The sequence below is a fragment of the Arthrobacter sp. H35-D1 genome, assembly GCF_030063185.1.
GTDB lineage: Bacteria > Actinomycetota > Actinomycetes > Actinomycetales > Micrococcaceae > Specibacter.
This window is the reverse complement of sequence record NZ_JASISP010000004.1, coordinates 84,516-110,097: the sequence shown is the minus strand read 5'-3', so window position 1 is coordinate 110,097 and position 25,582 is coordinate 84,516. Positions and strand designations below refer to the sequence as shown.

Sequence of the window (25,582 nt, the reverse complement as noted above, 5' to 3'; positions counted from 1 at the left end):
CCTCAGCACCGCCTGTTTGTCCTGCGACTTGGTTTGTGGCCGGACGGTCCCGGCAGGGGCGGGGCGGTGGAGATGTATCGATGGCCTGTTGGTGTGCTGATTTCAGTGCTTGGCCGGCCGTCCCGTTGCGAGGACCAGCCGGGGGCTTCCTTTGCCTGGTTGCAGGCAGTGCACAGCCCTTGGCCGTTGCTGGTTGTGGTGGGACCGCCCGCCGCATACGCCTTGATGTGGTCGTACTCCCTGATGGGTGCGTCGCAATACGGAGTTTGGCATCGTTGGTCCCGCACCCGGAGAAATTCCTTCATGCCGTCCGGGAAGAGTCTTGCCCGTGAGTCCATGGCTAAAAGCATGTTGCTTTCCGGATGGGTGAAAAGCCGTTTCAACCACACCCGTGGTCCACAGCTGTTTCCGATTTCATCGCCATCATGTTCGACGCGGCCTTCGCCATTGCCAAGTATCAACTCGCGGGCGAGCGGTGCGGGGATTGCTTCGTGCCCCACAAGGACCGCAGGCTCGTTTTCATTGCCGAACAGCGAACGGTCGGTCATGACAAGCTCAAGGGCGATGTCCGGCTCGTTCACAGTGGTGCACCATGGCTCCAGCGCGGCCCCCGGATGCCCGTCCTGATCAGAGTGGCGACGCTGATCGCGCACGGCTTCCGAATATTCTGAACTCGGTGATCCCCCGGCAGGTACCGGCATACCGCGGTGGTCGCTGAGAGTTCCTGCCCCCTTGTCGCAGGGGGTGTGCTGAATGAGCCGGTGCATGAGGGCATCGGCCATGATCTGGCCCTTCCCGCGCTGGTCACCCGAGGCCCTGACGATGTCCGCAACCCGGGTCAGGGTGGTCAGGATCCGCACCCCATGTTTCAACGGGATCAATGCCGTCAAAAATGTCATTCCGTCGGCGGCCGGGCGAAGGGAGACATAGCGCTCCCCAACAGCCTTTTCATTGCGCTTGACGAAGGCTTCGGGGTCAAGGGCATAGGCGGCCTTCCTGCTCGCGGCAGCCAATTCGCGGTTTCCCATGAGTGCTGCAGCGTCCGGGTCGCCACAAACGAGCTCGTCGACATGGGCACGGTGGGCCAAGGACAGAAACACGGTTTCCTTGGCCACCTGTGATGCCCTGTACTCGCTGATCTTTCCCGTCACGAAGGCCTGCATGCTGCAGGGCATCTCCCGCACCAGGACTTCAGCCAGTTCGCACAGCTGCCGTCCACGATGCGGGGACTCGTGCCGGGCCAGGGCCACTTGCGCAGCCACACCTCTGCCCAGTTTTTCCTTGGGAACCCCAGCTTTCGCCTGAGCAAGCCGCTGCTGGGCAACAAAGATTGTTTGCGCTTGCGCCTGCACGGCCGACATCGCGTTTTTCGCCTGCTCCAGGCAGTCGATCAGATCGATCAGTTCAGCACCCGGGACTTGCTCCACCAGGGAGGGGTCGAATCCCTGTTCCGTGGCTGTTCCGCCCAAGGACGTGACGACGTCCGTGGCAAGGGCTGCCTGTGCACATGCCTTGGTGGCGGCCGATTTGTCCGCCGAAGATTTCCGCACGAACTGCACCAATCCTGCTGCGCTGTGCCCCTCACGCATGGCCCGCTCCACTGCACCGGCAGATTGCACCGCGCGGTTCCGCGCTTGGTGGGCAAGTTCGCACGCCAACGCCGCGTCAAGCTGCGCCAAGACCACCGGGTTGAAATAGTTATTGCACTGTTTCAGTGCGTCGGCACCCAGACGCAGCAGGGATTCACAGGGAACCGCAGCCACGGAACCACTGCCGCAGTCCCCGAGCCCGCTGTTCCCGCCAATCCCGCCGATCCCGCCGAAGGCACTGTCCCCGAGCGCATCTGCGGAGCTGGTCAAGAACCACTTTTGTGCCGCCATGCCGCTCACCTGCCTATACGTTCAGCGAGAGTAGGAACGGACCCAAATGAGAATCTTTGTACGGTCTTCCCAAGGTCCTTTGCTACTCCTATTCTATGAAGCACCCCTGACATTTAAGCCCGGAATCAGGCCCTGCAGCCAATAATGTGGATAATTATTTTCGTATCCACACCATCCCTGCTTCACGGCAGCTGAAGCTTGAACCCGGCATGGGAAAGGGTAAATCCAAGCCGTTCGTAAAATCTGTGGGCGTCAATTCGGGATTTGTCGCTCGTGAGTTGCACGAGCCCGGCACCACGCCGCCGACCTTCCTCGACGGCCCAGGAAATCATGGCCGAGCCAAGCCCACTCCCGCGCAGCCTTTCATCCACCCTGACCGCCTCGATCTGCAGTCGTGTCGCACCGGCACGCGCCAGTCCCGGAAGAAACGTCAGTTGCATGGTCCCGACCACGCAACCGGCAGCGTCGTCCACGACACACAGCAAATGCGCTGGATCGTTGTCAATCACACGAAACGCCTCGACATAGGGAGCACGATCTTCAGGCGCATTGGATTCAACTACTGCCCGCAGTTGGTCGCGGGCAAGGAGCTCAACAATGGGACCAACATCCGATTCCGCTGCTCTCCGAAGCTCAAAATTCCGGTCTGCAAGCACAAATTTTCCCAGTGTCATGCAACCATTCTTTCAGTCCCTAAATCTCCCAGGCCGCAAACCATGCCAGCCACCTGACCGGCATGCGTCAACGAATTGACCCGCGAGCGACTGGGCCTGTATCACTTGTGCAGTACCCGAAAGGCTTTTCCATGACACGCATGATTGCCCTGGCCCTTGTTTTGCTCGCGGCTGCCATGGCCGTCTCCGCCGTCGCCTCCTGGATTTCCCGCAGGAAGCCACGGCGCGCCCTGGGAACCGGGACGGCATCCGCTGTGGCATCCAGGCAGGCCGAGGACAGAGCCATGCTCGCAGCCCAAGTTCGTGCTGTTGGCTCACTGGTGTTTGCCGTTGTGATGTTCCTTGCCTTGTTCCGGGCATCGATTGGCCTGACGGGACAGGTGGGACTGCCGCTTGCCCTCACGGCGGGATTGTCTGCCAGCGGTGGATTGCTGCTTTACTCGACTCTCCCCGTCGCCAAACAGCAAGTCGCCAAACAACCGTTCGGCACCGGCGGAAGTGGCGCAGGGCTTCCGCGCAACCCGTGGGCGTTTGCTTCACGTTGGGCACTTGCGCTGCCCGCCGTCGTTTTGCTGGTCTACATCGCCTTCATAGTGGCGGCAGGCCTGACGTCGTCCCCTGACGAACTCGGCCGCTACCGCATGTTGCGGCTGGAGAACGCAGATGTATCGGCCGCTGCCAGCCCGTACCCCGGCTGGTTCTACGGACTGCCTCTGCTGGTGGTGGCCGTGCTGATGGCAGGCTCGGCGCTCCTGGCCCTGGTCCGTGTTTCCCGGAGCCCGTCCCTGCCCGACCCGCGGATGGCAGCACTTGACAGGCGCTGGCGTGAAATTTCCATCCGGGCGCTGCTCAGGATCACCACAGGAGCCTTGCTGGGATACCTTGGCGGCATTGCCCTCGTCGCGGGGCAGGCCATGGCCAACGCCGGCAAGTCCTTCGAGTCGGTGCAGGGTTGGGGCGTCGCCATCGCCGCTGTGGGAGCGGCACTGGCGCTGGCCGGCGTCGTGCTTCTTGTCATGGCAGCCAGGGACGCGCTGACCATTCGCACCACGGCGCGCCAGAGCAAGCCAGAACCGGCTGCTGCTCCATAGTCGGCCCGGAGCGCACAAACGCACCTTGGCTGCTTGTGGGGGGCCAGGAACCTCCCCACAAGCAGCCAACCCACGCATGTGCGGGGAAAGTGCGGGCACCGGCGCTCCCGAAAGCGCATAAACTGGAAGGCACCATGACTTTGACTATCAGCTACCCGCCCGCGCTGCCCGTCTCGGAGCGCCGCGAGGACCTCATGGCCGCCATCGCCGCCAACCAGGTCACCATCATCGCCGGCGAAACCGGTTCCGGAAAAACCACGCAGATCCCCAAAATGTGTGTGGAACTGGGCCTGGCCGAAAAGGGCCTGATCGGCCACACGCAGCCGCGCCGCCTGGCCGCGCGCACCGTGGCAGAACGCATCGCCAGCGAACTCGGCGTGGAAATCGGCCAAGAGGTGGGCTTCCAGGTCCGCTTCACCGGCCACGTGGGCCCGGCCACCAAGATCAAGCTCATGACCGACGGCATCCTGCTGGCGGAAATCCAGCGCGACCGCCTGCTGCGCAAATATTCCGTCATCATCATCGACGAGGCCCACGAACGCTCCCTGAACATCGACTTCATCCTGGGCTACCTCCGGCAGATCCTGCCCCAACGCCCGGACTTGAAGGTCATCATCACCTCGGCCACGATCGACCCCGAGCGCTTTGCCACCCACTTCGCCTCCCCGAAGGGCCCGGCGCCCATCATCGAGGTTTCCGGGCGCACCTTCCCTGTGGACATCCGCTACCGCCCGCTCTCCGGCCCGGCATCCGGAGATGAAGAGGAAGACCGGGACGACGGCGGCCCGGGCGCGGACCGTGGGGCCTCCGACAGGCAAAGAGACGGCGGCAACAGCGAGGAGGACCGAGACCCGCTGGATGCCGTGTGCGACGCGGTGGATGAATTGTCCAGGGAAGCACCAGGAGATATCTTGATCTTCTTCTCCGGCGAGCGTGAAATCCGGGACGCCGCGGACGCGCTGCACGGCCGTGTTAAAACAAACCCGCGGTTGCGCAACGTGCAGATCCTGCCACTTTTTGCCCGGCTGTCCCTGGCCGAGCAGCATGCCGTGTTCACGCCGGGATCCCGTCCGCGGATCGTGCTGGCCACGAATGTGGCCGAAACGTCGCTGACCGTGCCGGGCATCAAGTACGTGATCGACCCGGGCACGGCCCGGATCTCCCGCTATTCACACAGGACAAAAGTCCAGCGCCTGCCCATTGAACGCATCTCACAGGCTTCGGCCAACCAGCGCTCGGGCCGTTGCGGTCGCGTTTCCGACGGTATCTGCATCCGGCTGTACTCCGAGGAGGACTTCAACGCCCGGAGTGAATTCACCGATCCGGAAATCCTGCGCACCAACCTGGCCGCCGTCATCCTCCAAATGACGGCCATGGGCGTGGCCAAGGGGCCCAAGGACGTGCAGAAGTTTCCGTTCGTCCAGCCACCGGATTCCCGGGCCATCACCGACGGCGTGACACTGCTGCGCGAGCTCAGCGCGGTGAACGCCCAAGGCGGCATCACCGGCGTCGGGCGCCAGCTCTCGCAACTGCCCGTAGACCCGCGGCTGGGCCGGATGATTGTGGAGGCCGCCAAGCGCGGCGTGGCAGCCGAAGTCATGGTGCTGGCAGCGGCGCTGACCATCCAGGACCCGCGAGAACGCCCCACTGACAAGCAACAGATCGCCACAGAGAAGCACAAGCGATTCCAGGACGAGAACTCGGACTTCACCGGCTTTTTGAACCTGTGGCGCTACATCAAGGAAAAGCAGGCAGAACTGTCCTCCAGCGCGTTCCGGCGCCTGTGCAAGGCCGAGTTCATCAACTACCTGCGCGTGCGCGAGTGGCAAGACCTCTTCAGCCAGCTGAAGCAGATGGGCAAGTCCCTTGATATCAGGGTCTCGGGCAAGGACATTGACCCGGTGTCCAACCACGACGCCATCCACATGTCTCTGCTGACCGGCCTACTGAGCCATATCGGCCTGTATGACCAGCGTAAACGCGAATACGCAGGCGCGCGCGGGAGCAAGTTCATGGTGTTCCCGGGCTCTGCGCTGTTCAAGAAGTCCCCGGACTGGGTCATGGCCGCCGAGCTGGTAGAGACGTCCAGGCTGTGGGCCCGCGTGGCTGCGAAGTTTGATCCGCTGTGGGTTGAGCAGGTGGCCCCGGATCTGGTCAAGCGCACCTATAGCGAGCCGCACTGGTCCAAGAAAATGGGCTCGGTCATGGCGCACGAGAAGGTGACCTTGTATGGGGTGCCGATTGTGCCGGACCGGCGCATCCACTACGGGCGAATCGATCCGGAACTCAGCCGCGAGCTGTTCATCCGCCATGCGCTGGTGGAGGGGGACTGGCATACCAACCACAAGTTCTTCCACCGCAACCAGGCCGTATTGGCCGAGGTTGAGGAAATGGAAACCCGCATGCGCCGCCGCGACCTGCGCGTGGACGACGAGACGCTCTTTGAGTTTTACGACGAGCGCATCGGCCACGAAGTGGTCTCCGAACGGCACTTTGACAAGTGGTGGAAGGACGCACGGCACCAGAACCCGGCGCTGCTGGACTTTGACACCCATGTGGTCATGGCCGAGGAACCCGCCCTTGACGAGGCGGCGTTCCCGAAGATCTGGACGCAGGGCGAGTTTGAGCTGCCACTGTCCTACGAGTTCCATCCCACCGCCCCCGGTTCCGCACCCAACCCGTCCGACGGCGTGACCGTCCAGGTGCCGCTGCTGTTCCTGAACCAACTCCCCGAGGCCCCCTTCAGGTGGCAGATCCCAGGACTGCGTGCCGAGATGGTCACCGCGTTGATCAAGTCGCTGCCCAAGGCCATACGCAAGAACTTCATCCCGGCTCCGGATGTGGGCCGCCAAGCTGCCGCCGCACTGGCTGCAGACTTTGACCCGGGCGTGGACGTATTGGAGCCCTCGCTTGAGCTGGCGCTGCGCCGGTTGAAGGGCCATGTCATTCCCCCCGGCTCATGGAATTGGGACGCCGTGCCCACCCATCTGCGCATGGCGTTTTCCGTCGTGGACAAAAACGGCCGGATTCTGGAGGAGGGCCAGGACTTGGCCGCCCTGCAGTCACAGCTGGCCGGTGCCACCCGCCGCGCCATCGCCGAGTCCCTGGGGGCCACGCCCAAGACCACGCAGGCCGGACGGCAGCCACTGGGCAGCCCGGCCGCCACGGCAGCCCCGGGCATCACGGATGCCCGGGGCACCTCGCCGCACAACGGCCAGGAGGCAGCCGCCAACACCTCCGGCATCCAAGAACGCTCCGGGCTCACCGAGTGGAGCGTGGGCACGCTGCCGCGCGAGGTCAAGCGCCTGGTCTCGGGGCACACCGTCACCGGCTACCCTGCCCTGGTCGATGAGGGAAGCACTGCGGGAATCCGCGTTTTTCAGCGTCAGTCGGCCCAGGATCTGGCCATGCGCGGCGGCGTGATCCGGTTGCTGGCCCTGCGCGTGCCGTCCCCCGACAGGTACGTGCTGGACCACCTGAGCAACAAGGAAAAGCTCACCTTCAGTCAGCATCCGCACGGCAGCGTCACCGAGCTCATTGCCGATTGCACACTGGCCACCATCGACAAGCTCACCCCGGCGGAACTGCCGTGGAACGAAAAGGACTTTGCTGCCTTGTATGAGGTGGTCAGGGCGGAACTGATTGACACGGTGTTCTCGGTGACGGCCGTCGTCGAACGTGTCCTGGCGTCCAAGCTGCGCATTGACAAAGCGTTGAAGTCGTCCACGAGCCTGCCGCTGATCAGCGCGCTGAACGACATCCGCCAGCAGCTGGACCTGCTCGTGTTCCCGGGTTTTGTGGCCAAGACCGGCTTTGCCCAGCTCAGCCAGCTGCCGCGCTACCTGTCCGCCATTGAGCAGCGGCTGGAAAAGCTGCCGAGCAACGTGGCGCGCGACGGGCAGTCGATGGCTGCCGTGCAGCATCTGGAAGACGAGTACGACGACGCCATGGCGGCCTTGGTGCCCGGGCAGCGGTCCACGGCGGCGCTGGAACATGTGCGCTGGATGATTGAGGAACTGCGCGTCAGCCTGTTTGCCGTGGAGCTGGGCACGGCCTATTCGGTGTCCGCGAAACGGATCCGGGTGGCAATGGCCAAGGCCTTGGCCGCCTAAGGAAAGCCAAAGCGCCCCTCCACCTTCAGACGCTCCAGCACTTTCGGGGCACTCTTGCCAGACGCTCCAGCACTTTCGGGGCACTCTTGCCAGACGCTCCAGCACCGTGCGCCTGGCCAAGAGCCGCGGGGGAACCACGAGGGAACCGCCGCGACCTCGACAGCGCCAGCTTGGCAGCAACGCGGGCGGTAAAGTCCCTGTCGACGGCACCCGGTCGGGCGTTCTACACCTTCACAAGATCCGGATCCGAACCCGCTTCTGATGCCGAATCGGACGCCGAGACTTCGTCAGGCGAGCCGTCCTCCGCAGCATCCTCGGGCACCCAGCCGTCGGCATATTCGCCGGCCTTGTAGTCATAGTCGACGGGCTCGCCCTCTTCGTCGTGGCGTTGATACCAGTCGGTGACTTCGCTTCCATGGGAGTCGAAGTCCTCCCCTGCACCGTGACCATCCGCCGCCTTTTCGACGGTGAGGGCGAAGTCGTCACCGTGTTCGTCGATGCCGGCTTTGACAGCGTTCTCAATCGCTTGTTCGGCGTACTCTTGCCGGATCATCATCGGATCCGTGTGCAAGTCCTTCGCGAAGGCGACCATCATCAGCAGCAGGATGATCGCAAAGGGCAAAGCCGAGACGATAATGAGATTCTGGAGACCCTGCAACGCCGTGTTTCCGCCGACAAGGAGCATGACGACCGCGATGCCCATCATGGCCAAGCCCCAGAAAACGACGATCTTCTTGTCGGGTTCCGCCTTGCCTCGCTGCGAGAGTATCCCCATCACCACGGACGCCGAATCTGCGGATGTGATGAAGAAAATTGCAACACAGGTCATGGCAAGGAAGGGTGTGAGCTGCGCCAGGGGCAACTGGTCCAACATCGAAAAGAAGAGATCTTGGGGTGATGCATTGGTGCCGATGTCGGCGCCGTTCATGCGCAACCACATGGTGGTGCCACCAAAGACACTAAATGCAAGGGCGCACACCACAGTGGGAACACCAAGGACGTACAGCACATACTCGCGCAGTGTCCTGCCACGGGAGATGCGGGCCAGGAAGATCCCCACAAACGGGGACCACGAGATCCACCATGCCCAATAGAAGACTGTCCAGGTGGCAGAGAAGTCCGCCGCTTCGGCACCCCACGAAGGTCCCTTGCTCATCATGTGCAGCAGCTCGGAGAGGTACTCCGTCAACGATGCCGGCACCAGGTTCAAGAGGAACAGCGTCGGTCCGGCAACAAATATGAAAGTGGCCAACACCAAGGCCAGCGTCATGTTGATATTGGAGAGCCACCGAATTCCGCGCCCCACACCGGAAACGGCGGAGGCCACAAATGCAGCACTCAGAATCGCAATGATGATAATCAACCCTGCGTTGGGGAGCTTGCCGATGCCGCTGACAATCTCAACTCCGCGGCCGACCTGCAGCGCACCGATGCCCAAGGAAGCTGCCGTGCCGAAAAGTGTGGCGACAATGGCAAACATGTCGATCAGGCGCCCCGGGACACCTTCGGTCTGGCGTTTCCCAAACAAGGAAGTGAAAATCGAACTCATCAACGGGACCCTGCCGCGACGATAGGCGCCGTAGGCAACCGCCGCACCCACGAGGGCGTACAGTGCCCACGCATGCAGGCCCCAGTGGAAGATGGTTTGCGCCATCGCCTTGTGAATTGCCTCACTGGTCTCCGGATCAGCTGTTCCGGGCGCCGGGGAAATGAAGTACGACAGAGGTTCGTAGGGGCCGAAGAAGAACAACCCAATGCCCATGCCCGCCGAGAACATCATGGCGATCCAGGAAAATTTGGAAAACTCCGGCTTCTCCCCATCCGTCCCCAACGGAATGCGGCCATACTTGCTGAACCCCAGGAAGATCATGAAAACCAGGACCAGGGACACCAGGGCGGTGAAGAGCCATCCGGTGTTGCCAACCACCCAACTCAACGCAGCATCCGAGACGCTCTTCAGTGACTCGGTTGAGATCACGCCCCAGGCGATGAATCCCAAAATAAGCACGGCTGCCAGCGTAAAAACGAGCTTGTCAGTACCGTATTTGATCCGTTGTTCATCCACAGAGATACCAGGGACAAGTCCCGGGTGAATGTCGTGCGGGTAGTGTTCCTCGATTTTGTGCAAAAGCGGACGACCTGCTGAATCCAGAGATTTTTCATCCTTCGAGTCCATCTCGGAATTTTCTTCCTTCGTCATCAATCGAGTTCCTGTCCGCGCAAATTGTAGTCCTTGAACTTACCAGTGCGCCATACTACCCGCTCGAGGACAAAGCCAGCCAATCAGGGAGCGCTGGCTTGGCGGGCCGCGGACCATCTGCCGTCAACTCCCAAACACACCCAAACCGCGGGATGTGATATCCATAACAGGCCAAAGCAGGGCCTGTTATGGATCAATTCGAAAAAACGCAAGCCACTGCACACCCAGGTGTCGGGGCATGAATTTCCTAGGCAGCCGGGACGAATTCCGCGTGGCCTGCCGCGCGGAGAGCCTCGCGAAGCTTTTCTGCGTTGGCATCCATGGCGGCGGGGTCCGGTTTGTTGTCCACCGTGGAGAAGTCGAAGTTCTCCATGCTGTATGCGGGGAACACGTGCACGTGCAGGTGTTCCACTTCAAAGCCGGCTATGGTCAGCCCGGCCCGCGGGGCGCCAAAGGCTGCTACCTGTCCCCGACCGATAGTCTGGGCCACGGCCATCAGCTTCGCCACGAGTTCCGGGGCCGCGTCCGTCCATTTGTCCACTTCCAGGCGCGGCACCACCAGTGCGTGCCCGTCCGTCAGCGGGCCTACGGTCAGGAACGACACGCAGTCCTCGTCCTGCCAGATGAACCGGCCCGGGATCTCGCCGTTGATGATCTTGGTAAACAGGGTGCTCAAGAATTGCTCCTTAAAACTATGCCGGCGGGTTGGTTAGATGGTGCTTGCATCAAGCACAAAACGGTACTTCACGTCCCCTGCCACCATGCGGTCGTAGGCTTGGTCCAGGTCCGGGGCAGCGACCATTTCAATGTCGGAGGCAATGCCGTGTTCGGCGCAGAAATCAAGCATTTCCTGTGTTTCGGCAATGCCACCAATAAGCGACCCGCCGTAGGCCAGGCGCTTGCGGATCAGCAGACCCGGCTCCACCGGCGGCATGGCGGCCGAGGGCAGTCCCAGCTGGATCAGGGCGCCGTCGCGGTCAAGGGTGCGCAGGTAGTCGTTGATGTTGTGCACGGCGGCAACGGTGTCAAGGATGGCATTGAGCGTTCCCTTGACGGCATCCATCTGCGCTGCGTCGGAGGAAACCACCACGGCGTCGGCTCCGAGCGCCTTGGCCGCCGACTCCTTCCCGGGCGAGGTGGTGAACACCGTGACAGTGGCGCCGAGCGCCTTGGCGATCTTGACAGCCATGTGGCCCAGTCCGCCCAGGCCCACAACCCCAACCTTGTCACCTTCCTGCACATCGAGGTAGCTCAGCGGCGAGAACGTGGTGACGCCGGCGCACAGCAGCGGCGCCGCGGCGGCCGGGTCCATGCCCTCGGGGATGGTCAGCACATAGTTTTCATCCACCACGATGCCTTGCGAGTAGCCGCCCTGGGTGATGCCCCCTCCGTTGCGGCGATCCACCACCCCGTAGGTTCCAATATTGCCCGCCTCGCAGTACTGCTCGAAGCCTTCAAGGCAGGAGTCGCATTCCCGGCAGGAGTCCACCATGCAACCAACGCCCACGCGCTGGCCAACGGTGAAGCCTTCCACGGACCCGCCAATCCGGCTGACGGTGCCAACGATTTCGTGCCCGGGGACCAACGGATACTTCGCCGGTCCCCACTCGGAACGGATGGCATGCACGTCGGAGTGGCACAAACCGCAGAATTCAATGGCGATTTCAACGTCGTGGGCACCGGGTTCGCGGCGTTCAATGGTGCTTGGGGTCAATCCGGATGCGGCAGAGGTGGCAGCATAGGCCTTTACTTCAGTCATGTTATTCAGCATATCGCCGTTGGCTCCGACCTCAACTGGTCGTTCCGGTTGGTTTGACCACGCGGACCACGACCCCGGGTACAAGGCAGCAGTGAATCCGGCAATCTCGAGCGCCGCAATTTCGTGTGCGGCGCTCACCCCCGAGCCGCAATACACTGCCGCGGCAGTGTCCGGGACCAGGCCCAGGGCGGCAAAGCGCGCCCGCAGCTGATCCGCCGGCAAGAACGTCTTGTCCGCGGCCAGATTCTCGCTCGTGGGCGCACTCACCGCTCCGGGAATGTGCCCGGCCCTGGGGTCGATCGGCTCGGCCTCGCCACGGTATCGCTCCCCGGCCCGGGCATCGAGCAAAATTCCGTCCCAGCCGGCAGCCCCGTCGGCGTCAATGGTCCCTTTTCCACCGAAACGCACGACGGCGTCGCCCGGCACCCCTTCTTTCTCGCCTTGGGCGAGCGGAAGGTGCGCGGCACGCCAGGCGGCCAGTCCGCCGTCGAGCAGGTAAATTTCCGGAAGGCCTGCGTAACCCAGCAACCACCAGGCCCGGGCAGCGGCGGTGGCACCGGCGTCGTCGTAGACCACCACAGTGTCCTGGTCATCGATGCCCCAGCGGCGCACGGATGCGGCGAAATCGGTCTCGGTGGGCAGGGGGTGCCGGCCTTCCCGCGGCTCTCCATGGGCGGCCAGCTCGGTGTCCATGTCGACGTAGACGGCACCGGGGATGTGCCCGGCCAAGTAGTGCTTGCGGCCGTGCGGATCCCCCAACGCCCAGCGCACATCCAACAACACGGTGCGGACGCCGCTGGTCATGCGGTCGTTGAGCTGGGCGACGCTCATCAAGACGGTCATGGGGACTCCTTCATCGTCAGATTCACGTCCGGTCGCACCTGCTGCGGCCGGACGCGGCAAGCCTACACTTGGCTATATGAACTCCGCAGCCAGCACCGCCGTCTCCAGCACCGCCACCCCTACCATCGCCTCCCACGCCGCCGCAGAAGCAGCCCGGTCCTGGACACGCAGCGCCATTGGCAAGGTCCAGGCGGAAAGCAACCGCTCGGCGGACACCCACCTGTACAAGGTTGAGTTGCCGGAGCAGTGGGGGGTTGACTTGTATGTCAAGGACGAGTCGTGCCACAGGACGGGAAGCCTGAAACACCGGCTGGCCCGCTCGCTGTTCCTCTTTGCCCTGGTCAACGGCTGGATCAACGAAGGCACCACGGTGGTGGAGGCCAGTTCAGGCAGCACGGCCGTTTCCGAGGCCTACTTTGCGCACCTGCTGGGCTTGGAATTTGTGGCTGTCATGACGCGCAGCACCAGCCCGGAAAAGATTGAGCTCATTGAGCAGTTTGGCGGGCGCTGCCATTTCGTGGACAAGGCCGACGAGGTGTATTCGGCGGCGGCGGACATTGCCGCACAGTGCAATGGGCACTACATGGACCAGTTCACCTACGCCGAGCGGGCCACCGACTGGCGCGGAAACAACAACATTGCCGAATCGATCTTCAGCCAGCTGGGGCACGAACGTTTCCCCGAGCCGGCCTGGGTGGTGGTCGGCGCCGGCACCGGCGGCACCTCCGCCACGATCGGGCGCTACATCCGCTACCACGGCCATGCCACGCAATTGCTGGTGGCCGATCCCGAAGGTTCCGCATTTTACCCGGCGTGGAAGAACCACGACCCCTCGACCGTCACGGGCGTCTCATCCCGGATTGAGGGCATTGGCCGCCCGCGCGTGGAGCCCAGCTTTGTCCCCGGCGTCATCGACGCCATGGCGGAAATCCCCGACGCCGCGTCCGTGGCCGCCATGATGCACTTTTCTATTTTGACGGGCATGCACGCCGGGCCTTCCACCGGCACCAACCTGTGGGGCGTGTGGCAATTGGTGGGGCAGATGGTTGCCAATGGTGAAAAGGGCAGCATCGTGACATTGATGTGCGACGGCGGCGAGCGCTATGCGGGCAGCTACTACAATCCTGCCTGGCTGGCCGAGAAGGGCCTTGATCCGGCCCCGCACTTGGCGGCGATCGCCGATTTCTTCGCCACCGGCGTGTGGCGCGGCTAGATTTCCACCGATGCCCCGGCATCCAGGTGGCGGAATTTGACCCCGTGCTGGCCGCCAATGCGTTCGATGTGGGACTCGGTGAACGCCAAGCCTTGTTCGTTGAGCAGCCCGTCGTGGATTTGATAGGCGTGCGGGGCCCTGACAGAGACCACAAAGTCAACCACCTCGGACACCTTTGACCACGGGGCATGGACAGGAGCCAACAGCGTTCCCACGCTGACCCCGTGCGGAACAATCAGGGCATCGCCCGGGTGGTAGAGGTTGTCGTCGATCAGATATCCCACATTGGCCACCACGGGGATGCTGGGGTGGATCAGGGCGTGCTGGCCACCGAAGCACTGGACGGCAAACCCGGCCACCGCAAAGCTGTCCCCGCCAGCCGCCTCCACAATCCGTGCAGCCTGCTCGGGCGCATGCGCGCGCAAGTCGTGAACGACCCCTGCAGGGGCGTAAATGGTCAATTCCGGCGAATCCGCCAGGGCCAAGGCGAGTGCAGCCGGGTCGTAGTGGTCGGCGTGCTCGTGCGTGATGAGCACGGCGTCGGCTCCGTCAAGAGCTGTGGCGGATTCGGAAAGAATGCCCGGGTCAAGGACAAGGACCCGCCCGTCCTGCTCGAGCCGGACGCAGGAATGGGTGAATTTAGTCAGCAACATGGTGCCAGCATATGCCGGAAGTGCCGCCCCGGCCATGGTCGCACCGTCATGCCCATGGCTGGTGCGCTAGGCTGGATGATTGGATCCAGTACGAGGAAAGTGGGTGCGGCAATGTCGGGTACACCGGTGAAGGAGCAGCGCGTCACCAAGCAGCGCCTTGCGATCAGCGCCGCGCTGGACACTTTGGACGACTTTGTCAGCACCCAGGAACTCCACCGTCTGCTGCACGAACAAGGCACGCCTGTGTCGTTGGCCACCACGTACAGGATTCTGGCCTCCATGACCGACGACGGCGAGCTCGACACCCTGCGCAACGGCGAGGGCGAAGCCGTGTACCGCCGCTGTTCCGCCACCAGCCATCACCACCACCTGTTGTGCCGCGAGTGCGGGAAAACGGTGGAATTCGAGGCCCCCGAAGTGGAGAGCTGGGCTGCCTCCATTGCCAAGGCCAATGGTTTCACGCAGGTGCAGCACACAGTGGAAATATACGGCCTGTGCCCCGAGTGCTCGGCAGCGAAAACCGCCAAATAGTCCTGCCAGGCTGCTTGTTCTTCGCCCGCTCCCTCATTCCAGCGGCGGCACCAGCAGCCCCATGGGTTCGCGCACCCACCAGTTGCCTGTGCTGCGCCATTGCCGCCACGAAGTGAAACGGTAGGCAAAGACCCGCGCCCTGACTTGTTCCGGTGTCCTCCCGGCGAAGGGGTCGTGCCGCAGCAGCTTCAGCGTTGCGGGGTCCGCTGCCAGCAGCTGCCGCAGGAACGGGACAAACCAGTGCATGCCCGGCTGGCCCAGGGCAAGGAACCACATCATCCAGTCGAGGCGCAGGTGGTACGGGGCCCACTGCCGCGGCATGCGGGAGGGGTCCCCCGGCTTGCCCCGAAAACCGTATTCGAGCCATCGCTGCCCGTCCCAGCCTTCCACCACCACCTCGAAGCGCTCACGCGTGATGCTGCCAAAGGCGCCGTAGGCATTGCCCAGCCGCCAGCGGTTGAAGCTGGCATTCATGGCCTGGCGCCGGGAGAGCAAGTTCCGCAGCGGCCACCAGCCAAGCACCAGCATGAGCGCACCGACGGCCAGCACCACCAGCACAAACCAGGCCGGGCTGCCGGCTTCCGCCTGAGCACCGGCCAGTTCGCCCGCCGGCACCGTGGCCTGGTCGGCAACCCCTGCGGGCAGCCCTGGAAGCACTGCGGACAGCACCGAATCACCAACTGCCGAGCACGCCAGCACCAGGGTGAGCACGTTCAACCAGGCAAAGTTGCCCGAGAGCACGAGCCACAGCTGGGTCAGCACAATAACCAAGGCAGCCCAGCTGGCCACCGGCCGCGGGGCAAACAGCAGGAAGGGCACCACCAGCTGGGCAAAGTGGTTCCCCAGCACCTCCACCTTGTGCAGCGGCTTGGGCAAGTGGTGGAACCACCAGCTCAACGGATTGGGCATGGGTTGGGTTTCGTGGTGGTAATACAGGGCGGTGAGGTCGCGCCAGGCCGTGTCCCCGCGCATCTTGATCATGCCGGCACCAAACTCCAGCCGAAACACAAGCCACCAAAACAACCACAGGGTGACGGCCGGCGTCGTGCTTTGGTTTGAGCCAAGGAAAGCAGCCAGAAAGCCTGCCTCGAGCAGCAGGATCTCCCACCCGAAGCCATAAAAGACCTGGCCCACATTCACGATCGACATGTACAACAGCCACATGGCCAGGAAAGCGAGCATGGGCAACCACGGCGGCCCGCGCTGCGGCAAGCCCAGCACCACGGTGGCGCCAATGGCTGCACCACTCCACGCAACAACCCGCAGCATCGTGTCAGAATAGCGGCGGCGGAACACGCTGGGCCCGGGAAGCCGCGAAACGCGCTGCAGGTAGCGGGGCACCGGCAGCAGGCCACGCTCCCCCAGCAGGGCCGGGAACTGCAGCGCACTTGAAACGAAGGCGAGGACAAACACGGCCGCGATCCCGTGCTGGAGCACAAAGCGGGCAGCCAAGCTCCCCTCGGCCGCAAACCATTCGGTGTTCACCCAGCTTGCGTCCAACCAGTCCATGACCCCACGCTAGACCAACGTCCGCCCGCGGTGGGGGTTTCACCGCCTCAGACAGCCACGGCCGGGCGCGCGGACCAGCCCCGGCGCCGACGCCACGCCCCGCCGAGCCGGCACAGCACGTAGATCGCGAACGACAACGTTGTCACGTAAGGGCTGATCGGAATGCTTCCGCCCAAGGCCAGCATGATGCCGCCCACGGTGGAGAACATGGCAAAGGCCACGCTCAACAACACCACCACGCGCGGGGCAGCCGTTACTTGCAAGGCCGCCGCAGCCGGGGTGATCAGCAGCGCCAACACCAGCAGCGCACCCACCACTTGAATGGAAAGCGCAACGGCAATGCCCAAGAGGAACATGAACGCCAAAGAAAGGGTCCGCACCGGCACCCCGCGGGCCGTGGCAATGTCCGGGTCGGCGCTGGCAAAGGTCAGTGGCCGCCAGATCAACACCAGTCCCACCACCACCACCAGCGCCGTGCTGGCCAGAACCGAGAGCTGGGTGGAGTCCACCGAGACAATCTGGCCCGTCAGCAGCCCAAACTTGTTGGCCGACCGGCCCTGGTAGAGCGACAGGAACAAGATGCCCAGGCCCAGCCCAAAAGGCATGATGACGCCAATGACGGAGTTGCGCTCCCGCGCCCGCACACCCATGACCCCCAGCAGCAGCGCCGCCAGGATCGAGCCCACCAGCGAGCCCATGATCACATCTGCACCCACCAACAGCGCAAAGGCTGCCCCGGCAAAGGACAATTCGGCAATGCCATGCACGGCGAAGGCGAGGTCGCGCATCATGACAAACGTGCCAATCAGCCCGCCCACCACGCCCAGGATCGCCCCGGCCAGCAAGGTGTCGGTGAACAGCGGCAACAGTTCCCCGTAGTTGGAAAAGTTCAGCACCGCGTCGGAAAAGTCCGCCCAGTTCACGAGGCCTCCGCCATGTCGCTGGTGTCCCCGGCGTCGCCGGTGTGCGGGCCGTGTCCGTCAACCACCGAATCCGGACGCCCCACCACCACCAGCCTGCCGTCCATGGTGAGCACCTCGACTTGGGTCCCGTACAGCTTGGACAGCACCTCGGTGCGCATGACTTCCTCCGGCGTGCCCAGTGTGAACCGCCCGCCAGCCAAGTACAGCACCCTGTCCACATGCTCCAGAATGGGATTGATTTCATGCGTGACAAACACGACGGCGGTTCCGTTGGCCTTGGCTTGCCGGCCCACCAGCGCGCTCACGGCCCTTTGGTGGAACAGGTCGAGGGAAAGCAGCGGTTCGTCGCACAGCAGCACTTTTGGCTTGGCGGCGATGGCTTGGGCAATCCGCAGCCGTTGCTGTTCACCGCCCGAGAGCATGCCGACTGGAATGCGTCCGTAGCTGGTGGCACCGACCTGCTCCAGGAGTTCGTCCACGCGCCGGCGGTATCCCTTTCCGCGGATGCGCACACCCCACTTGTCACCGTCAACGCCCAAGCCCACGAGGTCGCGGGCGCGCAGTGCCGTGTCGGGGGCAAAGTTCTTTTGCTGGGGTACGTAGCCGATGGCGCGATTGCCGCGTTTGGCGGGTCCGCCGTCGACGCTCAGTGTGCCTGAGCTCAGGTGGGACAGGCCGAGCAGGATCTTCAGGAAGCTGGTTTTTCCGCTGCCGTTGGCGCCCAGCACGGCCAGGAATTCTCCCGGCTGGACGTCAAGGTTGAGGTCTTGCCAGAGGGTCCGCGAACCGTAACTGAGCGTGGCGCGCTTGAGGCTAACCACGGCCGGGGAGCTCACTTGGCGGGCGCTGCGGCGCTGGCAGTCGCGCCGGAATCGGCAGTCCCGGCTGCACTGGGGGCGGAGGCGCCCAGGGCCTTTTCCACTGCTGCGACGTTGGCGGTCATCCAGTCCAGGTAGGAGGTGCCGGCGGGCAGGGTTTCGGAAAAGTCCACGACGGGTGTCCCGGCTTTTTGCGCGGCTTCCTTGACCTCGATGGTTTGCGGGCTTTCAGTCTGCTCGTTGTTGGCCAGCAGCGCCATGGTCCCCGACGCCATGAGCGAGAGCGTGTCCGTCATGACTGCGGCAGGGACATCCGCACCATTTTCAACTGCCTCGGTGAATTTCTCCGGCGTCTTGTTGACAAGCCCGGCCTGCTCCAGCAGGTACACCGGTACGGGTTCGGTAACGGCAATGTCGGAGCCTCCGTGGGCGTCCTTGACAAGCTGCACCCTGTCCTCGAGCTGCTGCAGTTTTTCCTTGAAGGCGGCGGCCTGCGCCTCAAAACTTGCAGCTTCCGCGGGCGCAGCGGCGCTGAAGCGGGTGGCCAGCTCGTCGGCCAAAGTGGCCATGGTGGGCAGCGAATACCACAGGTGCTCGTTGAAGTCCGGGCCCGTGTCCAGGCCGGAGAGCTCGCTGACGTTGAGGATCTGCTCCGGCCCCAGCTGCCCCTTGGCCAGCTGGGCGAAGAAGTCGTCGTAGCCGCCGCCGTTTTCGATGCCGATCTGTGCCTTGGACACGGCCAGTTTGTCTTGGGCGTTGGCTTCATAGCCGTGGGGGTCAGCCCCTGCATTGGAGACGATGGCATGCACTGCGACGTGGCTGCCGCCAACGGCCTTGGCGATATCGCCATAGACATTGGTGGAGGTCACCACCGAGATTGCCCCGATCGGGGACGGGGGGGCCGGTGCACCCCCGCCGTCGCCGCAAGCCCCCAGCGAGAGGGTGGCGGCCAGGGTGGCACCCAAGAGAAGAACAGTGCGACGGGGGTAAATCATGCGGCTCCTTAAAATCATGCTAATGAGAATTGTTACCAATAAGAACCAGCATAGCTCATATTGGGAATCGTTCGCATCAAGCCTTGCGCCGCTCCTGAATCTGCGTTTGTGTGGCGTCGCGAATTTCACCCACGAGCCGCTCAATCACGTCCTCAAGGAACAAAACGCCCATGGTCTGCTCATCCTGGTCGATCACCCTTGCCATGTGCGAGCCGGTGCGCTGCATAATCGCCAGCACATCCTCAATTTCCTCGCCTGCCTGCAGGTTGACCATGGAGCGGACACGGCCCTCCCCAATCGGCACTTGATAGCGCTCGAGCGGAATGCGCAGCACATCCTTCAGGTGCAGATAACCCAGCAGGGCCCCTTCCGCGTCGGCAAAGACAAATCTGGAGAAGCCCGTCTTGCCCACCTTGTGTTCAAAGTCCACGGGGGTGGCGTCGGCGGGCAATGTCACAAGGGCCTCGAGTGGCACCATGACGTCGTGGGCGGTCTGAGAGGAAAACTCCAGCGCCCCCGTGATCAACCCGGTTTGGTCGTCCACAAGTCCGCTGCGGGTTGACTCCTCCACGATGGATTGCACTTCCTGCAGGGTGAAGCTGGAGACAACTTCGTCGGTGGGCTTGATGCCAAACAGCCGCACAATATGGTTGGCAGTCCAGTTCAAGGACACAATGACGGGGCGCACCAGCTTGCCAACGAGCACCAGCGGCGGGGCGAGCAACAGGGCCGCCTTGTCCGCTGCCGACACGCTCATGTTTTTGGGCACCATCTCACCAAAGGTCACGTGCAGGAATGTCACAAGTGCCAGCGTGACGACAAACGCCAAAGGCGACGCCACATTGTCCTGCACACCGATCGCATGCAGCGGCTGCGCCAACAGGTGGTGAATGGCTGGCTCCGAGACGTTCAGGATCAACAGCGAACACACCGTGATGCCCAGCTGGGAACAGGCGAGCATGAGGGAAACGTTCTCCATGGCGCCCAAGGTGATCTTGGCCCGCTTTGAACCGGCGTCGGCCAAGGGCTCAATCTGGCTGCGACGGGCGGTCATGACGGCAAATTCAGCCGCGACAAAGAAGGCGTTGCCCAGCAACAGCACCACCAGCCAGGCAATTCCAGCCGCCGGGCTCACAGCGAACCACCTGCCTGCGCCGTGTCGTCCGTTGCGGGACCGCCGGCGGAAGGTGCCGGGATGAAGCGGATCCGATCGATCCGGCGTCGTTCCACCCTGTCCACCACCAGCAGGCCGCCTTCAACGGCAACTGTGTCGCCGACCACTGCGATCCTGCCCAGTTCCGCCATCATGAACCCGCCCACGGTCTCGTAGCCGGCCTCGTCGGGAACGTTGAGCTGGCCGATGCGTTCGGTCACCTCGTCCGGACGCATGAGACCGGGCATGAACCAGGTCCCGTCGGCGGCGAGCAGGACGCCGGGCTTGGCCCTGTCGTGCTCATCGGAGACTTCACCGACAATCTCCTCGACAAGGTCTTCAAGTGTTGTCACCCCGGCCGTGCCACCGTATTCGTCCTGGACCACGGCCATTTGCAGATTGCCTTCGCGCAATTCAAGGATCAGGGCATCGAGGTGGAGTGTTTCAGGGACGCGCAAAACGTCCGTCATGATGGCGCCCACTTCAATGTCGGGGCGTTTGTGGAACGGAATGGAAACAGCTTTCTTCAGGTGGACCACACCCAGGATCTGGTCGGCGGATTCGCCAATGACCGGGAAGCGCGAGTAGCCGGTGCGCCGGGCCACATCGACAATCTCGGTGACGGACTTGGTGCTTTCAATGGTCTCAACGCGCATTCGGGGGGTCATGACATCTGCGGCGGTCTGCTCGGAAAAGCTCAGGGTGCGGGCCACAAACGTGGCGGTGTTTTTAGCAAGGGTGCCCATGGCCGCCGAGCGGCGCACAAGGGAGGCCAATTCCGCCGGCGAACGGGCGCCGGAGATTTCCTCCTTGGCTTCCATGCCAAAGAGATGCAAGACCTTGTTGGAAAACCCATTCAACACAACGATGGCCGGTTTGAAAATGGCGGTGAAAACCAAGTGCGGGCGGGCCACGATTTTACCTATTTCAAAGGACTTGGCGATGGCCATGTTCTTGGGCACCAATTCGCCAATCAGCATGGACAGCAACGTGGCAACCACCATGGCCACGAAGAGGGCCACGCCAGTCACGGCAGATTCCGGAACCCCCAGCGACCCCAACGGCCCCGCAAGCAGCGCCCCAAGGGATGGTTCCATCAAGAAACCCGTCAGGAGGGTGGTCAAGGTGATGCCCAGCTGGCAGCTGGACAGCTGTGTGGAGAGGCTTTTAAGGCAGTGCAGCACGGGCACGGCACCCTTGTCGCCCTCGTTGACGGCGCGTTGGACGGCCGTCTGGTCCACGGCCACAAGCGAAAATTCGACGGCGACAAAGAATCCTGTGCCAAGGATGAGCAGCAGGCCTGCCGCCAAGAGCAACCATTCCAACTAAGCGGCCCACCGTTCCACGGAGTGCGAAGTCACGATTGCACGCGGCGCCACGGTTGCGCCGGGGACCATGGTTGCCCCGGGTTGGGGCTGGGCCGCCGGCGGAGGGTGGTCGGCGCCGGGGCCGGCCGCTGCGGGGGTTGGGGAACTGTTGTCACGGGTGCGGGATATGCCGGCATGGGCAACGAGGTTGCAGGAGGTCATTTGCATGCTCCGCAAGCCAGTGCGCCGGCCCCTAGATTTACTTTTCATAGGATTTTTAGTGTACATCAGCCTGCCTTGGGCACCTCGGGAAATCAGGTGTGCCGCAGATGAACAGCGGCTGGGAAATGGCCGGGAGCCTGCTAGCTGGGCAGGATGCTGTGCCCGCCGAGCCGGTGGAAGGCCCGGCTGTGGTAAACCATGGGTTCCCCGCAAGTTTCGGCAACGATAATTTCCAACACCTCTGCGGCCAGCAGCAGCGAGCTGCCGGCCGGGGTGCGGCTCAGGACTTTGCAGCGCAATGCGTGGCCGGTGTGCGCCAGCAGTGGCTCCCCCGTGTCCAGACGGGTCCACGCCATGGAACCAGTGAAGCGTTCCGAGGACGAGTTGGCGAAACTCTTGGCCAGCTCCAAGTCTTCGACGCGCAGCAGGTGCACAACCACCGAGTCGGCCTTGGCAAGGGCGGCGGCGGATCCGGTGCCGGCCGCAAGGGAAAAAGCCAACAGCGCAGGCTCAGCGGAGACGGACGCCACCGAAGAGGCCGTGATTCCAACGGGACCGGTGGCAGAGTCGGCGGTGATGATGGACACGCCGGCGGGATGGGCACCGAAGGCCGCCTTGAAATCCCGGGCCAGCCGACTCTCCTGAAGCTGCACGGTCATAACCACAAAATCCTCTCACCACGACCCGCCAGGGCGACGAGATCCTCCAGATAGTCTAGAACCTCAACTATAGTTGAGGTCAACTTGGGCGACCATGACGGACGTCACAGTTTTGGGGCTCATGGGTGTTGGGCTCACAGTTTTGGATCGTCAAAGGCACGGGCCCCCGGCCCCGCCCCTGCCACCTGGTCATCCGGATTCACAAATCCGCATTCGGCCAAGGACAGGCAGCCGCAGCCAATACAACCGCCGAGACTCCCCCGCAGCTTTTCCAAGGCGGTGATGCGGGCATCCAATTCATGCTGCCAAACTGCGGACAGGCGCCGCCAGTCGTCCTGGTCCGGAACGCCCTCCCGCGGCAGCTCGGCAAAAACTTCGGCAATCATGGCCAACGGAATGCCCGCCCGCTGGGCTGCCCGGATCACGGCAACCCGGCGGAGCACGGAACGGTTGTAGCGGCGCTGGTTCCCGGCCGTGCGGCTGCTGAATATCAGCCCCTGCCGCTCATAGAAATGCAGCGCCGAAACGTTGACGCCACTGCGGCCGGCCACCTGACCGACGCTGAGTTCCGCCTCGGGGTGCAGGGGCACGGAACCGGCCTTCCATTCCGGTTCAGCTGCCAAGTCAGGTTCAGCTGCCAAGGAGGCTCCTGATCCCAGCCTCGGCGTCGACGACGATTTTTCCGATGCCTGCGGAAATGTCAATGACCACGGCGCGTTCATCGTCAGCCACCGGTTCCAGTGCCGCCAGTTGCGATGCCAGCAGGGCAACGGGCATGAAGTGTCCCGAGCGTCCCTCCAAGCGGGAGCTGAGCACCTCGAGGGAACCGTCGAGCTGCAGGAAGATCGTGCCCGGAGCCTTGGAGCGAATGATGTCTCGATAGCGGCGCTTGAGTGCCGAGCAGGCAATGACGATGCCCGGGGACTTGGCGGCGGAGAGTTCGTGGCCCACAAGCTCCAGCCAGGGTTGGCGGTCGGCGTCGTTCAGGGGTGTGCCTGCAGCCATTTTGCGAATATTGGCCACGGGATGCAGGGAATCGGCATCCACGAAAGGAAAATTCATGGCGTCTGCCACCAAAGCACCGATGGTGCTTTTGCCGGCCCCGGAGACGCCCATGACAATGATCCCTGGCACGCCGGACTCTGGCAGCGTTCCCGGCACCGATGCGGCCGCCGATGCTACAGGGTCGGGAAAAGTCGCGAACTCGTGGATAGTCATACCTTCTTGTATATCAAGAGGTGGCGCGCATCACCGAACATGCCGCCCTTGCAGGACACTGCGTTTGACACTGCGTTTGACACTGGCCTTGACGCTGCCCTTGAAAACGCAGCCGCTACCAGCTCTGCGGCACCGCCCGGCCCTCCTCATATCCGGCAGCGGACTGCACTCCGGCCACGGCGCGTTCACGGAACTGCGCCAAGGTCGAGGCACCAGCGTACGTGAAGGAACTGCGCAGCCCCGCCGTGATCAAGTCCAACAAATCTTCAACCCCCGGACGCAAGGGGTCAAGGTACATCTTCGAGGTGGAAATGCCTTCTTCAAACAATCCCTTCCGGGCCCGCTCAAACGCCGCATCCGCTGCGGCCCGGTTTTGCACTGCGCGTGCCGAAGCCATGCCAAAGCTCTCCTTGTACTGGCGTCCTCCGGCATCCACCTGCAAATCCCCCGGACTTTCATAGGTGCCGGCAAACCAGGAGCCGATCATGACCTGGCTCGCTCCGGCAGCCAAGGCCAAGGCAACATCGCGCGGATACCGCACCCCGCCGTCGGCCCACACGTGGGCGCCCAACGCGGCGGCCGCCGTCGAACATTCCAACACGGCCGAAAACTGGGGCCTTCCCACGGCCGTCATCATGCGCGTGGTGCACATGGCCCCCGGCCCCACGCCCACCTTGATGATGTCGGCGCCGGCCTCGACCAGGTCCTGCACGCCCGCCGCACTGACAACGTTGCCGGCCGCGACAGGAACGGAAGGGGACAGCGAACGCACTGTCCGCAGCGCCTCAAGCATCTTTTCCTGGTGCCCGTGCGCGGTGTCCACCACAAGGGTGTCCACTCCGGCTTCCAGCAGCGCGGCAGCTTTCGCGCCAACATCGCCGTTCACGCCCACGGCCACACCCACCCGCAGCCGGCCGGCGCCATCCAGTGCCGGCTGGTAGATGGTGGAGCGCAATGCCCCGGTGCGGGTCAGCACACCCACCACCTCCCCGGCCCGCAACACGGGGGCGTAGTCGGTGCCGGCGGCGTCAAGGACCGCAAAGGCCTGACGCAGGGCCTCGTCGGTGAGTGCCTTGGCATGGGTCGCGTCGAGGTCGCCGGAATCGGCTTGGGCACGGATCTCGTCAAAAGGCGCCGCATCCAGGGTCAACACATTCGAGCGCATGACCGAGGCCAGCGAAGAAAACCTGTCCACTCCCTCGCAGTCGACCCCGCGCACCACGCCCACGAAATCCTGGCCGTCCACCACCACCACGGCATTGTGGGAGCGTTTGCTCATCAGGTGCACGGCGTCGATGACAATGTCCCCGGCCGTCATGAGCAGCGGGGTTTCATACAAGCTGTCGCGTCGTTTGACCCAGTCAACCACCGAACGCAGCACGTCGAGGGGAACATCCTGGGGCAGAATCGCCATGCCGCCGCGCCTGGCGACGGTCTCAGCCATCCGCTTGCCGGAAACCGCCGTCATGTTCGCCACCACCAGCGGGATGGTGGTCCCGGTGCCGTCGCAGCTTGAGAGGTCAACGTCCATGCGCGAGGTCACGGTGGAACGCGATGGAATCAAGAACACGTCCGAGTACGTCAAATCAGTGGCTGCTTGGTTCAAAAAACGCATGGCACTCCCTTAGGTGAAATGGCCCAAAATCAACTCTCTGGCAACCGTGCGGCGCGCCGCCGGGACCGCCCGGCTTCGAGTCTAATCACCCCGTCGCACCGCTCACCGCAAAATTCATCCCTTTTTGTGGATTCCTCAGGCGCGCCGCAGCATAGATTGGCCTACAGGCCAACTTGCTTACTAGACTTGCTGGCGGACGGGGTTGTT

Annotated in this window: 21 protein-coding genes and 1 pseudogene; 4 read left to right on the top strand and 18 right to left on the bottom strand. The window is 63.3% G+C overall.

What is annotated here, in order from left to right:
• Positions 1-2 precede the first annotated feature (2 nt).
• Positions 3-1,880 carry an HNH endonuclease gene (locus tag QMG25_RS07275; RefSeq protein WP_283458753.1) on the bottom strand — a complete coding sequence of 626 codons (1,878 nt, stop codon included), beginning with the start codon at positions 1,878-1,880 and terminating at the stop codon, positions 3-5.
• A 182-nt stretch (positions 1,881-2,062) separates the two neighbouring features.
• Entirely contained in the window at positions 2,063-2,554 is a 492-nt protein-coding gene (locus tag QMG25_RS07270) for a GNAT family N-acetyltransferase (protein ID WP_283458751.1), read from the bottom strand.
• 131 nt (positions 2,555-2,685) lie between these two features.
• On the opposite strand from QMG25_RS07270, the gene QMG25_RS07265 reads away from it, so the two are divergent.
• Positions 2,686-3,645, top strand: coding sequence for a hypothetical protein (locus QMG25_RS07265; protein ID WP_283458749.1), 960 nt, complete (start codon positions 2,686-2,688; stop codon positions 3,643-3,645).
• Between the two features lie 134 nt (positions 3,646-3,779).
• Complete coding sequence (hrpA, locus tag QMG25_RS07260) at positions 3,780-7,757, top strand: ATP-dependent RNA helicase HrpA (RefSeq protein ID WP_283458747.1); 3,978 nt, start codon at positions 3,780-3,782, stop codon at positions 7,755-7,757.
• Positions 7,758-7,980: 223 nt separating this feature from the next.
• Here the strand turns inward: hrpA and QMG25_RS07255 are convergent, their stop codons facing one another.
• The 4 genes and pseudogenes from QMG25_RS07255 to QMG25_RS07240 all read right to left on the bottom strand — a co-directional run.
• Positions 7,981-9,957: a BCCT family transporter gene (locus tag QMG25_RS07255; RefSeq protein WP_283458745.1), complete on the bottom strand. Its 1,977-nt coding sequence runs from the start codon at positions 9,955-9,957 to the stop codon at positions 7,981-7,983.
• Between the two features lie 247 nt (positions 9,958-10,204).
• The gene (locus QMG25_RS07250; protein WP_283458743.1) at positions 10,205-10,633 is read right to left on the bottom strand and encodes an HIT family protein; all 429 of its coding nucleotides are present in this window, start codon (positions 10,631-10,633) and stop codon (positions 10,205-10,207) included.
• A 33-nt stretch (positions 10,634-10,666) separates the two neighbouring features.
• Positions 10,667-11,716: an NAD(P)-dependent alcohol dehydrogenase gene (locus QMG25_RS07245; protein WP_283458984.1), complete on the bottom strand. Its 1,050-nt coding sequence runs from the start codon at positions 11,714-11,716 to the stop codon at positions 10,667-10,669.
• Positions 11,717-11,779: 63 nt separating this feature from the next.
• Positions 11,780-12,520 (bottom strand): annotated as a pseudogene (locus QMG25_RS07240) (sulfurtransferase); the annotation flags it as partial.
• 115 nt (positions 12,521-12,635) lie between these two features.
• Here QMG25_RS07240 and QMG25_RS07235 point away from each other — a divergent pair.
• Positions 12,636-13,772, top strand: a complete 1,137-nt coding sequence (locus QMG25_RS07235; RefSeq protein WP_283458741.1) for a PLP-dependent cysteine synthase family protein — start codon at positions 12,636-12,638, stop codon at positions 13,770-13,772.
• On the opposite strand, the gene QMG25_RS07230 is transcribed toward QMG25_RS07235, so the two are convergent.
• A complete protein-coding gene (locus QMG25_RS07230; protein WP_283458739.1) occupies positions 13,769-14,425 on the bottom strand; it encodes an MBL fold metallo-hydrolase in 657 nt (218 codons plus the stop codon). The two genes, QMG25_RS07235 and QMG25_RS07230, sit on opposite strands and share 4 nt — an antisense overlap.
• Positions 14,426-14,536: 111 nt before the next feature.
• On the opposite strand from QMG25_RS07230, the gene QMG25_RS07225 reads away from it, so the two are divergent.
• A complete protein-coding gene (locus QMG25_RS07225) occupies positions 14,537-14,956 on the top strand; it encodes a Fur family transcriptional regulator (RefSeq protein ID WP_283458737.1) in 420 nt (139 codons plus the stop codon).
• A 33-nt stretch (positions 14,957-14,989) separates the two neighbouring features.
• Here the strand turns inward: QMG25_RS07225 and QMG25_RS07220 are convergent, their stop codons facing one another.
• The 11 genes from QMG25_RS07220 to guaB1 form a co-directional block, all read right to left on the bottom strand.
• Positions 14,990-16,465 carry a lipase maturation factor family protein gene (locus QMG25_RS07220; protein ID WP_283458736.1) on the bottom strand — a complete coding sequence of 492 codons (1,476 nt, stop codon included), beginning with the start codon at positions 16,463-16,465 and terminating at the stop codon, positions 14,990-14,992.
• A 47-nt stretch (positions 16,466-16,512) separates the two neighbouring features.
• A complete protein-coding gene (locus QMG25_RS07215; protein WP_283458734.1) occupies positions 16,513-17,388 on the bottom strand; it encodes a metal ABC transporter permease in 876 nt (291 codons plus the stop codon).
• The gene (locus QMG25_RS07210) at positions 17,385-18,209 is read right to left on the bottom strand and encodes a metal ABC transporter ATP-binding protein (protein ID WP_283458732.1); all 825 of its coding nucleotides are present in this window, start codon (positions 18,207-18,209) and stop codon (positions 17,385-17,387) included. Before QMG25_RS07210 ends, QMG25_RS07215 begins: the two co-directional genes overlap by 4 nt.
• An 11-nt stretch (positions 18,210-18,220) precedes the next feature.
• Entirely contained in the window at positions 18,221-19,201 is a 981-nt protein-coding gene (locus QMG25_RS07205; RefSeq protein ID WP_283458730.1) for a metal ABC transporter solute-binding protein, Zn/Mn family, read from the bottom strand.
• A 76-nt stretch (positions 19,202-19,277) separates the two neighbouring features.
• Positions 19,278-20,336, bottom strand: a complete 1,059-nt coding sequence (locus QMG25_RS07200) for a hemolysin family protein (protein ID WP_283458728.1) — start codon at positions 20,334-20,336, stop codon at positions 19,278-19,280.
• Positions 20,333-21,679 carry a hemolysin family protein gene (locus tag QMG25_RS07195; RefSeq protein WP_283458726.1) on the bottom strand — a complete coding sequence of 449 codons (1,347 nt, stop codon included), beginning with the start codon at positions 21,677-21,679 and terminating at the stop codon, positions 20,333-20,335. The genes QMG25_RS07200 and QMG25_RS07195 overlap by 4 nt, the downstream gene beginning before the upstream one ends.
• The gene (locus QMG25_RS07190) at positions 21,680-21,883 is read right to left on the bottom strand and encodes a hypothetical protein (RefSeq protein WP_283458724.1); all 204 of its coding nucleotides are present in this window, start codon (positions 21,881-21,883) and stop codon (positions 21,680-21,682) included. It lies immediately after the preceding gene.
• A 140-nt stretch (positions 21,884-22,023) separates the two neighbouring features.
• Positions 22,024-22,542, bottom strand: a complete 519-nt coding sequence (locus tag QMG25_RS07185) for a flavin reductase family protein (protein ID WP_283458722.1) — start codon at positions 22,540-22,542, stop codon at positions 22,024-22,026.
• Positions 22,543-22,676: 134 nt separating this feature from the next.
• Entirely contained in the window at positions 22,677-23,183 is a 507-nt protein-coding gene (gene soxR, locus QMG25_RS07180) for a redox-sensitive transcriptional activator SoxR (protein WP_283458719.1), read from the bottom strand.
• Positions 23,173-23,760, bottom strand: a complete 588-nt coding sequence (locus QMG25_RS07175) for a gluconokinase (protein WP_283458717.1) — start codon at positions 23,758-23,760, stop codon at positions 23,173-23,175. Before QMG25_RS07175 ends, soxR begins: the two co-directional genes overlap by 11 nt.
• A 115-nt stretch (positions 23,761-23,875) precedes the next feature.
• Positions 23,876-25,375 carry a GMP reductase gene (gene guaB1 / locus QMG25_RS07170; protein WP_283458715.1) on the bottom strand — a complete coding sequence of 500 codons (1,500 nt, stop codon included), beginning with the start codon at positions 25,373-25,375 and terminating at the stop codon, positions 23,876-23,878.
• Between the last annotated feature and the right edge of the window lie 207 nt (positions 25,376-25,582).

Bases quoted from the DNA above. Each gene is read 5' to 3' on its own strand.
- QMG25_RS07275 (WP_283458753.1), bottom strand. From the start codon at position 1,880: ATGGCGGCACAAAAGTGGTTCTTGACCAGCTCCGCAGATGCGCTCGGG.
- QMG25_RS07270 (WP_283458751.1), bottom strand. From the start codon at position 2,554: ATGACACTGGGAAAATTTGTGCTTGCAGACCGGAATTTTGAGCTTCGG.
- QMG25_RS07265 (WP_283458749.1), top strand. From the start codon at position 2,686: ATGACACGCATGATTGCCCTGGCCCTTGTTTTGCTCGCGGCTGCCATG.
- hrpA (WP_283458747.1), top strand. From the start codon at position 3,780: ATGACTTTGACTATCAGCTACCCGCCCGCGCTGCCCGTCTCGGAGCGC.
- QMG25_RS07255 (WP_283458745.1), bottom strand. From the start codon at position 9,957: ATGACGAAGGAAGAAAATTCCGAGATGGACTCGAAGGATGAAAAATCT.
- QMG25_RS07245 (WP_283458984.1), bottom strand. From the start codon at position 11,716: ATGACTGAAGTAAAGGCCTATGCTGCCACCTCTGCCGCATCCGGATTG.
- QMG25_RS07235 (WP_283458741.1), top strand. From the start codon at position 12,636: ATGAACTCCGCAGCCAGCACCGCCGTCTCCAGCACCGCCACCCCTACC.
- QMG25_RS07230 (WP_283458739.1), bottom strand. From the start codon at position 14,425: ATGTTGCTGACTAAATTCACCCATTCCTGCGTCCGGCTCGAGCAGGAC.
- QMG25_RS07225 (WP_283458737.1), top strand. From the start codon at position 14,537: ATGTCGGGTACACCGGTGAAGGAGCAGCGCGTCACCAAGCAGCGCCTT.
- QMG25_RS07220 (WP_283458736.1), bottom strand. From the start codon at position 16,465: ATGGACTGGTTGGACGCAAGCTGGGTGAACACCGAATGGTTTGCGGCC.
- QMG25_RS07205 (WP_283458730.1), bottom strand. From the start codon at position 19,201: ATGATTTACCCCCGTCGCACTGTTCTTCTCTTGGGTGCCACCCTGGCC.
- QMG25_RS07190 (WP_283458724.1), bottom strand. From the start codon at position 21,883: ATGACCTCCTGCAACCTCGTTGCCCATGCCGGCATATCCCGCACCCGT.
- QMG25_RS07185 (WP_283458722.1), bottom strand. From the start codon at position 22,542: ATGACCGTGCAGCTTCAGGAGAGTCGGCTGGCCCGGGATTTCAAGGCG.
- QMG25_RS07175 (WP_283458717.1), bottom strand. From the start codon at position 23,760: ATGACTATCCACGAGTTCGCGACTTTTCCCGACCCTGTAGCATCGGCG.
- guaB1 (WP_283458715.1), bottom strand. From the start codon at position 25,375: ATGCGTTTTTTGAACCAAGCAGCCACTGATTTGACGTACTCGGACGTG.